The 13,049-nt window shown below is 63.1% G+C and carries 11 protein-coding genes; 6 read left to right on the forward strand and 5 right to left on the reverse strand.

What is annotated here, in order from left to right:
• Position 1: 1 nt before the first annotated feature.
• From NL116_RS17635 to NL116_RS17660, 6 genes are all read left to right on the forward strand, one after another.
• On the forward strand, positions 2-919 hold the full coding sequence (locus NL116_RS17635; protein WP_494373302.1) for an ABC transporter permease: 918 nt from the start codon (positions 2-4) through the stop codon (positions 917-919).
• Positions 916-1,704 (forward strand): ABC transporter permease, encoded by a 789-nt coding sequence (locus NL116_RS17640; RefSeq protein WP_461958577.1) that lies wholly within the window; start codon positions 916-918, stop codon positions 1,702-1,704. The genes NL116_RS17635 and NL116_RS17640 overlap by 4 nt, the downstream gene beginning before the upstream one ends.
• Before the next feature lie 17 nt (positions 1,705-1,721).
• On the forward strand, positions 1,722-2,774 hold the full coding sequence (locus tag NL116_RS17645; RefSeq protein WP_494373303.1) for an extracellular solute-binding protein: 1,053 nt from the start codon (positions 1,722-1,724) through the stop codon (positions 2,772-2,774).
• A gap of 159 nt (positions 2,775-2,933) precedes the next feature.
• Positions 2,934-4,130: an amidohydrolase family protein gene (locus NL116_RS17650; protein WP_494373304.1), complete on the forward strand. Its 1,197-nt coding sequence runs from the start codon at positions 2,934-2,936 to the stop codon at positions 4,128-4,130.
• On the forward strand, positions 4,127-5,614 hold the full coding sequence (locus tag NL116_RS17655; protein WP_494373305.1) for an amidohydrolase family protein: 1,488 nt from the start codon (positions 4,127-4,129) through the stop codon (positions 5,612-5,614). The genes NL116_RS17650 and NL116_RS17655 overlap by 4 nt, the downstream gene beginning before the upstream one ends.
• Before the next feature lie 11 nt (positions 5,615-5,625).
• On the forward strand, positions 5,626-6,288 hold the full coding sequence (locus NL116_RS17660) for a flavin reductase family protein (RefSeq protein WP_494373306.1): 663 nt from the start codon (positions 5,626-5,628) through the stop codon (positions 6,286-6,288).
• A 68-nt stretch (positions 6,289-6,356) separates the two neighbouring features.
• On the opposite strand, the gene NL116_RS17665 is transcribed toward NL116_RS17660, so the two are convergent.
• The 5 genes from NL116_RS17665 to NL116_RS17685 are packed head-to-tail and all read right to left on the reverse strand — an operon-like array spanning position 6,357 to position 13,044.
• Entirely contained in the window at positions 6,357-9,455 is a 3,099-nt protein-coding gene (locus NL116_RS17665; RefSeq protein WP_494373307.1) for an error-prone DNA polymerase, read from the reverse strand.
• Positions 9,431-10,846 carry a Y-family DNA polymerase gene (locus NL116_RS17670; protein WP_494373308.1) on the reverse strand — a complete coding sequence of 472 codons (1,416 nt, stop codon included), beginning with the start codon at positions 10,844-10,846 and terminating at the stop codon, positions 9,431-9,433. Before NL116_RS17670 ends, NL116_RS17665 begins: the two co-directional genes overlap by 25 nt.
• Positions 10,847-10,853: 7 nt before the next feature.
• Positions 10,854-11,471, reverse strand: coding sequence for a translesion DNA synthesis-associated protein ImuA (imuA, locus tag NL116_RS17675; RefSeq protein WP_494373309.1), 618 nt, complete (start codon positions 11,469-11,471; stop codon positions 10,854-10,856).
• Positions 11,471-12,088 (reverse strand): transcriptional repressor LexA, encoded by a 618-nt coding sequence (gene lexA / locus NL116_RS17680; protein ID WP_494373310.1) that lies wholly within the window; start codon positions 12,086-12,088, stop codon positions 11,471-11,473. Before lexA ends, imuA begins: the two co-directional genes overlap by 1 nt.
• 38 nt (positions 12,089-12,126) lie before the next feature.
• A complete protein-coding gene (locus tag NL116_RS17685; RefSeq protein WP_494373311.1) occupies positions 12,127-13,044 on the reverse strand; it encodes a LysR family transcriptional regulator in 918 nt (305 codons plus the stop codon).
• Between the last annotated feature and the right edge of the window lie 5 nt (positions 13,045-13,049).

The raw sequence follows: 13,049 nt of genomic DNA on the forward strand, positions 1-13,049 counted from the left end.
GATGAGCGTCAGCAGCACTTCTCCCGCCCTCAACCGTGCGCTGTTGCTCAGCCCGGTGGTTCTGACCTTGCTGGCGCTGATCGCCATTCCGCTCGGCATCATGGGCTACATCAGCCTGTTGCCGCGCAACGTGTACGGCGGCGTCGACTGGCAGGCCAACTGGCAACTGCAAAGCTACGTGCAACTGTTTTTCCAGGAAGGTTTCGACGGCGAACTGGAGCTTAACTGGGTCTACGCCCAGGCGCTGATTCGCTCGGTGTTCCAGGCCGGCGGCACCACGGTGCTGTGTTTCCTGTTCGGGTTTCCGGTAGCGTTGTGGATGTCGAGCCTGACCCCGCGTCGGCGCAACCTGATGGTGTTGCTGATCACCATCCCGTTCTGGACCAACCTGCTGATCCGCAACTACGCCTGGCTGATCATCCTGCGCGAGCACGGCTGGGTCGCGCAAAGCCTCAATGCGCTGTTCCCGCAGGCCGGTGGCATCACCCTGCTCTACAACGACTTCGCGGTCAGCGTCGGGCTGGTCTACAGCTTCCTGCCGTTCATGATTTTGCCGATCTACTCGACCCTGGAAAAACTCGACTGGCGCCTGGTGGAAGCCGCCTACGACCTCGGCGCCAATCGCTGGCACGCGCTGAAGCGGATCATCTTGCCGTTGTCGATGCCGGGCGTGATCGCCGGCGCATTGTTGGTGTTCGTACCAAGCCTCGGCGCCTTCATCACCCCGGCGATTCTCGGCGGCGGCAAGACGTTGATGATCGGCAACCTGATCCAGCAGCAGTTCGGCACCGCACGCAACTGGCCGCTGGGCAGTTCGCTGTCTTTCCTGTTGCTGGGGATTCTGCTGTTGTCGCTGGTGGGTTACGCCCTCTATAGCCGCAGCGCCGCCAAAACTCTACGTCGGGGAGCCACCGCATGATCGCCCTGCACCTGAAAAAACTGCCGCTGACCCGCGAAGTCAGCCTGTTGATCCTGGCCTATTTGTACGTGCCGATCTTCGTGCTGATTGCCTACAGCTTCAACGCCAACCGCTCGGCAACGGTGTGGACTGAGTTCTCGTTTGCCTGGTACGGACGGATCCTCGCCAACCCGTCAATCCAGACCGCCGCACTGAACTCAATCATCGTCGCCAGCATCGCCACGGTCTGCGCCACGGCCATTGCCTTACTGGCGGCACTGGCGACTTACCGGCCGTTTTATGGCCAGAAAATGGTCGAGGGCGGGATCAACCTGCCGCTGATCCTGCCGGAAATCGTCACGGCCGTGGCCACGCTGCTGTTGTTCATGGCGTTGGGGATCAAGCTCGGTTTGTTGACAGTGATCGTCGCGCACATCGGCTTCTGCATCCCCTTCGCTTACCTGCCGATTCGCGCGCGGTTGAACGACCTGGATAAAAGCTTGCTGGAGGCGGCGAACGATTTGTACGCCAATCCGTGGCAGGTGTTTCGCCGGGTGACGCTGCCGCTGTTGTGGCCGGCGGTGTTGTCCGGGTCGGTGCTGGCGTTCGTGGTCAGCCTCGACGATTTCATCATGACCTTCTTTGTCGCCGGCCCGGGTTCGACGACCTTGCCGGTGTACATCTTCTCGGCGATCAAGGCCGGCGTGACGCCAGAGATCAATGCGATCTCGACCCTGATGCTGCTGATTTCCATCGTGCTGGTGGTGCTGGCCTTCTGGCTGGGACAGCGCGGCAAAAACCAATGAGTCTGGAGCGTTCTGTCATGAAATTGAACACCATGCGTTACGGCGTCGCCGGTCTGGCCCTCAGTTGCTTCACCGTTTTTACCGCACAGGCCGCCGAGCCCAAGGAACTGTTCTTCTACAACTGGACTGATTATTACCCGGTCGACCTGCTGGCCAAGTTCGAAAAGGAGACCGGGATCAAGGTCACCATGGACGGCTACGACAGCAACGAAACCTTGCTCGCCAAGTTGCAGGCCGGGGGCGCGGCGTATGACGTGATCGTGCCGTCGCAGTCGATCATGCGCACCTTGATCAATCAGGATTTGCTGCTGGAAATCGACGCCTCCGCCCTGCCGAACTTCCAGTATGTAAAACCGGCATTCCGCGACCCGAGCTTCGACCCCGGCCGCAAATTTTCGGCACCGTACTTGTGGGGCACCACCGGGTTTTCCTATGACAGTGCGCGGGTGCCCGGCGGCAAGCTCGACGATTCATGGAAAGAGTTCTTCGAACCGCGCAAGGAACTGCAAGGACAACTCGCCGCGCTCGACACCTCCAGCAGCGTGATCAATGCCGCCAGCCATTACCTGAACGTCGATGAGTGCAGCGAAAACCCGCAGGACGCCAAGCGCATCCTCGAATTGCTGCAAAAACAGAAACCGTTCCTGAAGATGTACAGCTCGGACAACACCGTCGACCGCATGGCCTCGGGCGAAGTGATCATGATGCAAAACTGGAACGGCTCGACCGCTCGGGCCACGTTGCAGAAGAGCACCATCAAATACGTCTATCCGCGAGAAGGCCTGGCGATGTTCCAGGACAACTTCGCCGTGCCGAAAAGCGCCCCGCACCCCGGCAACGCGAAGATTTTCATCGACTGGATGATGAAACCGGAAAACGCCGCGGCCGTGTCCAATGCCATTGCCTACGCCAACGGCATCCAGAGCGACAAACTGCTCGACGCCAAATGGAAGGTCATGGACGCGATCAACATGCCCGACGAGTTCGCCTCGCGCTTGCGGCCTGAAAAGGAATGCAGCAACAAGGCGCGGGAGCTGCAGGACCGGGTTTGGTCGAAGCTCAAGGGCTGATTGCCTGGCTTGAGACCGAGTCGCGGCCATCGCGAGCAAGCTCGGCTCCCACAGGGGATTTTTGTTGGAACAACAATAGTGTGCCAATCAAAAAACCTGTGAGAGCCGGGCTTGTCCGCGATGAGGCCCGCCCAGACACCACACATTTTGAGGTATGAAATGACCCACCCCCGCTGGCTACGCAACGTGCGCCCCCACGGCGGCCCCGCCGAAGACCTGCTGATCGAAAACGGCCTGTTCCAGGACCGGCGCCCGGCCTCCAGTGCCCCGCTGGCCGCCACCGACATCGACGGCCAACACCAGTTGCTCACCGAAGCCCTGGTCGAAAGCCACGCCCACCTCGACAAAACCCTCTGGGGTCAACCCTGGCGCCCGAACAGCGCCGGCCCGACGCTCAAGGACTACATCGCCAACGAGCGTCGGGTGCTACGGGACGTCGAAGCGCCCATCGCCCAACGCGCCGGGTCCCTGTTGGAAAACTGCATTGCCCGTGGTTCGTTGACCCTGCGCTGCCACGTCGACATCGACCCGGAATTCGGCCTGCGTCACGTCGAAGCCATGCAACAGCTGCGCGAAACCTACCGTGACCTGATCGACCTGCAACTGGTGGTGTTCCCGCAAACCGGCCTGATCAGCCGCCCCGGCACCGCCGCACTGATGCGCGAAGCCATGGCATTGGGCGTGGAAAACGTGGGTGGACTCGATCCCTGTGGCATCGATAACGATCCGGTTGCGCAGCTCGATTTCGTCTTCAAACTGGCCAGCGAGTTTGACCGTGGCGTCGACATTCACCTGCACGACAAAGGTGAACTGGGCCTGTGGCAGATCGCATTGATCGCCGACTACACCGAACGCTTCGGGCGTCAGGGCCGGGTAATGATCAGCCACGCGTACTGCCTTGGAATGGCGCCCTGGCGTCAGGTCAAACCGCTGGCCGATCGCCTGGCAGTGCTGGGCATTTCGCTGATGAGTTCGGCGCCAGCCGATTGTGCGGTGCCGCCGTTTCTGGCGTTGCGCGAGGCCGGGGTGAATGTGTGCCTGGGTTCGGACGGCATTCGTGATGCGTGGTCGCCAATGGGCAACGGCGACATGCTGGAGCGAGCGATGCTGTTAGCGTTCCGGTTCGACTTGAACAAGGACGATGAACTGGCGGCGGCATTTGCGGCCGCGACAGTGAATGGCGCCCGTGCGTTGGGCTGTGAGGGTTATGGCGTCGAGATCGGCCGGCCGGCGGACTTTTTGCTGATGCCGGTGCAGACCCTGGGTGAAGCCGTGGTCTCGCGGCCGATGCGTGAGGTGTATCGCGCGGGTGAATTGATCGCTGCAGGTGGTCGTCTGTTGGAAAGCCGCTTGTGAAACGCATCGGCCTGAAAGCCAGTTGCGTGGTCGGTTTCGACGGTACGCAACACGTGCTGTGGCGTGACGGGGAAGTGGTGTTCGAGGGCTCGCGCATTGTGTTCGTCGGGCGTGCGTTTACGGGACCGGTGGATCAGTGGATCGACTACGGCAACGCGCTGATCGGCCCCGGTTTCATCGATCTGGATGCGCTGGGCGATCTCGATTCCACGGTACTGACCCTTGACAACGGCGATGAACGCGACATGGGCCGGATGTGGTCAGAAGACTATCTGGCGGCCGGTCCGCGGGAGAGTTACAGCGCCGAGCAAGAGGTTTTCAAATACCGTTATGCCTTCACTCAACTGATCCGCAACGGCATCACAACCGCCATGCCGATCACGTCGATGTATTACCGCGAGTGGGCCGAAACCTACGACGAATTTTCTGCCGTGGTCGACGTGGCGGCCGAGCTGGGGCTGCGCACGTACCTGGGGCCTTGCTACATGAGCGGCATGAGTTATTGGCGAGCCGATGGCAGCCTCGGTCATCACTGGGATGAAACCCGTGGTCTGGCCGGGATCGACGCCGCGACACGTTTTTTCAAGGATTTCGACGGTGCGCACGACGGCTTGATTCGCGGCGCGCTGCTGCCCGACCGTATCCAGACCTGCACCCCGGCGTTGCTGCAACGCACCGCCGCACTGAGCCGCGAACTGAGCGCACCGATGCGTTTGCATTGTTGTCAGGGCTTGGGCGAGGTGGCGATGGTCGAGCAACTGCGCGGCACGTCACCGCTGGGCTGGTTGCAGCAACTGGACCTGCTGACCCCGCGCAGTCTGCTGCCCCATGGCATCTACACCCGTGGCGACGATGACCTGCAACGCGTGGTGGACGGCGGCGCGAGCCTGGTGCATTGCCCGGTGGTATTTGCCCGCGATGGCGAAGCGCTGAACTCGTTCGGGCGTTATCGGGCCAAGGGCATCAACTTCGCGCTGGGCACTGACACCTGGCCGGCGGACTTGCTGGAAAACATGCGCCAAGGGTTGAACATCGCTCGCCTGATGGAGGGCGACAACTCGCTGACCAGCACGCTGGATTTTTACAACGCCGCCACTCTCGGCGGCGCCAAGGCCTTGGGCCGCAATGATCTTGGCCGTCTGACGCCGGGGGCCAAGGCCGACATCACGGTGTTCAGCCTGCGCGGCCAGCACTTGGGGCCGTTGTTCGACCCGCTGAAAAACCTGGTGCTGGCCGGGCGCGGGGATGACTGCATCGCCAGCTACATCGACGGCCGCTGCGTGATGCAGGACCGCCAGGTGCAGGGCGTCGACTACCCCGCGCAGCAACGCCAGGCCCAACGACAATTCGAAACGCTGATGCGCAGCCACAGCGACCGGGCCTTTGGCCGACCGGACTGGAAAGGCCTGTTCAAGCCGGCCATCCCGTACGCCGACGACTACAGCGCACAGGCGCCATTGAGCACCATTGATCCCCTTCTTTAGAGAATCTGCCTATGCAAAGCTTTGACTTCAGCACCCTGAGTGCGCGGGACAAGTACAAGATTCTGATCGGCAGCGTGGTCCCGCGCCCGATTGCGCTGGTCACCACCATCGATGGCGAAGGCCGGATCAACGCGGCGCCGTTCAGCTTTTTCAATGCCTTGTCCGCCGACCCGCCGATTCTGGCGCTGGGCGTGGAAAACTACGGCGATCAAACCCCCAAGGACACCACCCGCAACATCCAGCTCAATCAGGAATTTACCGTCAACATCGTCAGCGACGCGCTGGTCGAAGCCATGAACGTCTGCGCCGTGCCCTTCGCCCCCGGCTTCGATGAGTTGACGGCGGCGGGCCTCACGGCAATTCCCGGCACCACGGTCAAATGCCCGCGGATCGGCGAAGCGCCCGTGGCGTTGGAGTGTCGGCGGATGATGGCGCTGTCCATCGGGCAATCGCGGGAGATTATCTTTGGCGAGGTGCTGATGGCGCATGTGCGCGACGAACTGATCGACCCGAAAACCCTGTACATCGATCAGCTGGGTTTGGACGCGATCGGGCGCATGGGCGGGCATGGTTATGCACGAACGCGTGATTATTTCGATTTGCCGACCCGCTCGTTGCAAGCGTGGACGGACGCACCGGGGGGCGGGGAACGGTTTTGGCCAGAAGCCAAGTAACCCGCCTTCATCCATAACCTGTGGCGAGGGGGCTTGCCCCCTCGCCACAGAAGCTCCCTCGCCACAATTCAGCGGAAATCCCGGCTGCGCACGCTGATGCCGTCGAGCAATGAGCTCAGGTCGCTCAGGCGTCCGGCAATCAGGTGGCGAACCTCGCCTACCTGTTCCCAGCGGCCATCGACCTTGAGCAATTGCGAGCCCACCAGCACCTGGCGTTGCCGCTCGGCCAGGTCGCGCCAGACCACCACATTGACGTTGCCGAACTCGTCTTCCAGCGTCACGAAGGTCACACCACTGGCGGTACTCGGTCGTTGCCGCCCCGTCACCAGCCCCGCGACACTGACCGGCCGCCCGTGTTCGACCGTCATCAATTCTTGCGAACTGCGACAACGCCGTGCCCTCAATTCACCGCGCAGCAACGCCAGCGGATGCGGACCGAGGGTGGTGCCGACACTGGCGTAATCGGCTTGCAGGTCTTCGCCGACGCTGGGTTTTGGCAATGACACGACGTCTTCTTCCTGGCGCGGCAGGCCGACGAACAAACCGAGTTGTTTTTGCACCCCCGCCACCTCCCAGCGCGCCCGATGCCGGTCACCGGCCAGCCCCCGCAATGCACCGGCGTCGGCCAGTTGCTCCTGGGCGCGGGCATCCAGTCGCGCACGTTCGCCGAGGTCGGCAATGTCGACAAACTCGCCTCGCGCGCGGGCCGCTTCGATGCGCCGGGCATCGTCTTCGCGAAAACCCTTGATCATCCGCAACCCCATGCGAATCGCCGGTTGCGCACCGGTTACCGGTTCGAGGCTGCAATCCCAGTCACTGGCGCACACATCCACCGGACGAATCTGCAAGTGATGCCGGCGCGCGTCCTGGAGAATCTGGTCCGGACTGTAGAACCCCATCGGCCAACTGTTGATCAGCGCACAGGCAAACGCCGCCGGCTCGTGGCATTTCAACCAGCAACTGGCGTAGGTCAGCAAGGCGAAACTGGCAGCATGGGACTCGGGGAAACCGTAGCTGCCGAACCCTTTGATCTGCTCGAAGATCTGCGCGGCGAACTCGGCCGTGTAGCCGTTTTTCTTCATCCCGGCGGCCAGTCGATCCTTGTGCGGCTCCAGCCCGCCGTGGCGCTTCCAGGCCGCCATGGAGCGCCGCAACTGGTCGGCCTCGCCGGGGCTGTAGTCGGCGGCGACGATGGCGATCTGCATCACTTGTTCCTGAAACAGCGGCACACCCAGGGTGCGCTTGAGCACCGCTTCCAGTTCCGGGGAAGGATAGGTTTCCGGCTCCTCCTTGTTTCGACGGCGCAGGTACGGGTGCACCATCCCCCCCTGAATCGGGCCCGGACGGACGATGGCCACCTCAATCACCAGGTCATAGAACTTGCGGGGCTTGAGCCGGGGCAGCATCGACATCTGTGCCCGGGACTCGATCTGGAACACGCCGATGGTGTCGGCACGGCCAATCATGTCGTAGGTGGCCGAGTCTTCAGACGGAATCGTCGCCAGGCTCAGGTCAAGGTTGCGGTGGCGACTTAGCAGATCGAGACAACGGCGGATGGCGCTGAGCATGCCCAAGGCCAGAATATCGACTTTGAGCAACCCGACCGCGTCGAGGTCGTCCTTGTCCCATTGAATGATCGTGCGCTCGGCCATGGCGGCGTTTTCCACCGGCACCAGGCTGTCCAGCGGCTGCTCGGAAATCACGAAGCCACCGGGGTGCTGGGACAAGTGTCGGGGAAAACCGATCAGCTGTTGCGTCAGGCTCAAGACCCGGCGCAGCACCGGGCTTTCGGGGTCGAAGCCACCTTCCAGCAGGCGCTCCACCGGCGGCGCGGTATCACTCCAGTGCCCACAGCAATCGGCCAGCGCATTGATCTGGTCCGGTGGCAAACCCAATGCCTTGGCCACGTCACGCACCGCGCCGGCCGCGTGATAAGTGCTGACCACCGCCGTCAATGCCGCGCGCTTTCGACCATAACGCTGGAACACGTACTGCAAGACTTCTTCGCGACGCTCGTGTTCGAAGTCCACGTCAATGTCCGGCGGCTCGTTGCGCTCCCTGGAGAGAAAACGCTCGAACAGCAACGTGGTGCGGTCCGGGTCGATTTCCGTGATGCCCAAGGCAAAACACACCGCCGAGTTGGCCGCCGAGCCCCGGCCCTGACACAGAATGTGCTGGTCACGGGCGAACCGCACAATGTCGTGCACCGTCAGGAAATAGCTCTCGTAGCCCAGTTCGGCGATGAGCTCCAGCTCCTTGTCGATCTGCTTCAGCACCGCCGTTTTCGGACCTTTCGGCCAGCGCCATGCAATGCCTTCATCCGTCAAATGACGTAGCCAGGACGTGGCGGTCTGGCCATGCGGCACCAACTCCCGTGGGTACTGATAACGCAACTGCCCGAGGTCGAAGGTGCACCGCCGGGCAATGGCCAGCGTTTCAACAAGCAAAGCTGGCGGGTAGATCGCTTGCAAAACCTCCAGGCTGCGCACATGCCGCTCGCCATTGGGGTGAAGGCGCAACCCGGCTTCGGCCACCGGCAGGTGATGGCGGATCGCGGTCATGGTGTCCTGCAAGGCCCGGCGGCCACGGGTGTGCATGTGCACATCGCCGCTGGCCACCGCTGGAATTCGCAACGCCCGGGCCAGGGTCAGCAGCGCTTCCAGGCGCCGGGTATCGTCCTGGCCGCAATGCAACTGGACGCTCAGCCACAACCGATCAGCGAAGGTCTGTTGCAGCCAGCGGCCCTGCTCGAAGTCATCGACAGCGTCCGGCACCCACAACACCAACAGCCCTGGCATCGGCTCGCTGAAGTCTTCGCGCAGCACTTGATACTGGCCTTTCTGCGTGCGGCGTCGTGCCTGGGTAATCAATCGGCACAGGGTCTGGTAACCCTCAAGGTTCTCCACCAGCAGCACCAGTTTCGGGCCGTTCTCAATGCGGATTTCGCTGCCGATGATCAGCGGCAGCTCCACCGATTTGGCCGCCTGCCAGGCGCGGACAATGCCGGCCAGGGTGCATTCATCGGTGATTGCCAGCGCCTGATAGCCGTGCTTTTTCGCCCGTTGAAAAAGTTCAAGGGCGCTGGAGGCCCCGCGCTGGAAGCTGAAGTTCGACAGGCAGTGCAACTCGGCATAGTCAATGCTCATGCGAACCAGCCCTGCAGCCACAGCGGGCCGCCCTCACCCACTGCCCGATACGCCCAGCCCTGCTGGCCGGAACGGGTTTCGACCAGGTAATAATCGCGGCGCACGTCGGCGCCGTCCCACCAGCCGGACTCGATGCGCTCCGGGCCCATGAGGATGCGCGTCGACCCTTCGTGGATCGCCTGCGGCTCCGTCAACAACCAGCCCGGACGCTGCACACCCGGCAACCCCGCGCACAGTTGACTGTCGACCCGCGCCTGCCACGTGCACTCAGGGCGATGATCGGCCTGGAAGCGCAAGCCATGCACCGCGTCATCGCCGAGCCGTGCGCGCAAGCGTTCGCGCAGTTGCTCCCAGGGCAAGGATTGCTGCGGGCGGTCGTCGAACAGCTCCTGAAACTGCGGGACGAAGCTCGGCAAGTCTTCGGCACACAGCCGAAAACCGCGCACCGGGGCTTCGACTTGAACCTGTTCCAGTCGTCCCCGGGCCAGTTCGAAGAGCATCGCCGGATCGCGTTCGGCGCTGAGCAGGCCGACCTTGATCACCGAGTCCGGCAAGCCGGCGTGTTCCAGGTGGAGGTCGAATCGCTGCACGCCGCTGTCCCGACCACAGAGAAAGGCCGACAGGTCGCCGGTCAACCGACGCAACGGAAACAGCAGCGCCTGATGCGACTGCACGTCGAAATTGAGTTCGATACGCACGTCGAAACGGTCCGGTGGCAGGTAGAACGCCAAGGCCAGTTGGCGCGCCCCCGTCAACGCGTCCAGATGCTTGAGCACCTGGGCTTCGAAACGCCGGGCAAGGCTCTGTCGTGGCAGCGCCTGCACCTGGCTCAAGGTGCGCAAGCCCATGCGCGACAACGCCGTGGCAACGCCGGACTCCAACCCGATGCGGTCGACGGGCAATTGCCCGAGAGGGTATTGCAAGGCTTCGTTGTCCGGCACCACCAGCCCGTCATACACGTTGGCCAGCACCCGCGCGGCCACCGGGTTGGGCGCGGCGACAATCCGATGACGAAAGCCCAGTTCGCCGAGCTCGGCACGCAACCGCGCTTCGAACGTTGGCCACGGCCCGAACAAGCCCAGGCTGGATTCGATTTCAAACACCACGGCACGCGGGTAATGCACGCTGACCTGAGAGCTGAAGCGATAGGCCCATGCGGCCAGAAACTGTTGCCAGTGTTCGATTTCGGCAGCGTCGTATTCGGCCGTGGCAAAGCCTTTGCTCAAGGCCTGCGCGGCGGTCATTGACTGCCCCGGGCGCAAGCCCAGCGCCCGCGCCGACGCGTTGACCGCTTGCAAAACCCGGCGCTGCGCCGGGCCGGTCAGCAGCGCCAGCGGCTCATCGGGATCGGGACGCTGACGCAGCACCGCGTCCAGCGCCAATTGCGGGAAAAGAATGCACACCCAGCGCATGGCAACCTCAATGCCCCACAGGGAAGGCAATCGGCGCCGAACGCGCCAGCCCGCCCCGGCACTTGAGCACGCGCAATTGCGCAGGCCTGGCGTCGATAGCGATGCGCAGGGCGGCGGGCGAAGGGTTGACGGCTTCATGGATCGAGCGGTAGGCGAACGCCAGGGTCGAGCCGGTTTCCGCCGCCACCTGCAAGCGGCGCAACGCCCGGTCATCGGCGTTGTGCGGCCAGCACAGCACGGCGCCACAACTGCCCGAGCGCAGGCATTGTTCCGTGGCCCACAAGGCATCGCGCTCGCTGGCCTGGATGATCGACAATTGGCGCAGATCGACCCCGGCGTTTTGCCACGCCTGGGGATATGGCACGTGAGGCGGCGCCACCAGCACGATGCGCTCGCCCGCCGCCGACAACCGCGCCAGTGCCGGCCACACCAGTTGCAACTCGCCGACGCCCTGCCCGGCCAGAAGGATTTCGGTCAGTGCCGCTTCCGGCCAGCCTCCGGTGGGCAACGCCGCATCCAGTGCGGCATGCCCGGTGGGTTGTGGGCTGACGGCCGGTGGCGCAGGCCGGCCCTTCCAGACCTGACCGCCATTGAACAGCGTATCCAGCGCAACGACGGCGCCCATCACCCTTGCCTCACCAGACCGCAGAACACCCCTTCGATGGCGAGGTCCTGACCGGGCTGCACGATGATCGGCTGATACGCCGGGTTGCGCGGCAACAGGCGAACCGTGTCGCCGGCCCGCTCGAAACGCTTGATGGTGACTTCACCGTCCAGTCGCGCCACCACGATCTGGCCATTGAGCGCTTCCGGGTTGCGCCGCACGCCCACCAGATCGCCGTCGAGGATGCCGTCCCCGATCATCGAATCGCCCTGAACCCGCAGCATGTAATCCGGCACCCGCGAGAAGATCGACGGATCAAGCAGCAACCGGCTGTGCACCTCGGCATCAGCGCCGATCGGCGCACCCGCCGCGACCCGGCCGAGTACGGGTATGTCCAGCAACTCGGGCCGCGCCGGTTGCCCGAGCAAACGAATACCACGGGCCTGGTGCGGGTTGACCTCGATGAAACCGGCTTCGGTCAGCGCCAGCACGTGCTTGCGCGCCACGCTGCGGGAGGCAAAACCAAAGGCCTCGCTGATTTCAGCGAGGCTCGGGGACTGACCGTGCTCCGCGATCCGGTCGCGGATAAAGGTCAGGATGGCAGTACGGCGGGGAGTTAAAGTCGTCATGGAGTACATTTGTACTCTTTTGGCGTTTTCCTGGCAAGAACCGCCAATCAGCTCAAACCACGGGACGCCAGAAACCCTGCGATGTAATCGATAAACGCCAGCACCTTCGCGGTCGCCCGTCGATGGCTCGGGTACACCGCGAGGATGTGCGGACCAAAGCTGTCCGGATCGATGTCGTAGTCGGCCATCAGCTGCACCAACCGGCCATCGGCAATGTACGGCGCGGCACTCCACAACGGCGTATGCAACAACCCGCGCCCGGCCAGCGCGTTGGCCAGCAGCAGGTCGTAATTGTCGCTGCGCAACCGTGGATTTTGCGGCTGCGGCAGGCTCAAACGCTGGCCGTCGTGCACGACCCACCAGAATTCGCGGCTGAGCAACGGATGGCGATACAGCAGCCATTCATGGTCATCGAGGGTGTGCGGGGTGACCGGCAATGCCTTGCGCGCCAGATAGGCGGGGCTGCCGCACAACGCCAGACGATTACTGCCAACGACGCGGGCGATCAACCCAGGCAAGTCGTCATGGCCTTCGCGCAGGGCCAGGTCGTAGCCGCTTTCCAGCAAATTGACGAATTCATCGCACAGGTCCACCTGCAGATTGATCTGCGGGTATTGCTCGAGAAAACCGCCACACACTTGATCGAGAAATGCCTGCCCATAGGCCAGCGGAGCAGTGATTTTCAGGTTGCCGCGCAGACCATGCTGCAACTGCTCGATTTCTTCGCCGGCCTCCTCCAGTCGCTGCAACACCTGGCGTGCGGTTTCCAGATAGAGCCGCCCGGATTCGGTCAGCAGAATCCGTCGGGTGCTGCGCTCGAACAACCGGGCGCCGAGCTCCGCTTCCAGGTGATTGACCGCTTTGGTCAGGGCCGACGGGGTCTTGCCCAACTGCTCGGCGGCGCGGCTGAAACTGCCCAGTTGCGCCGTGACCACGAACATTTTCAATGCGCCCAGCTTGTCCATACTTT

This window comes from Pseudomonas sp. FBCC-B1667 (assembly GCF_059133255.1).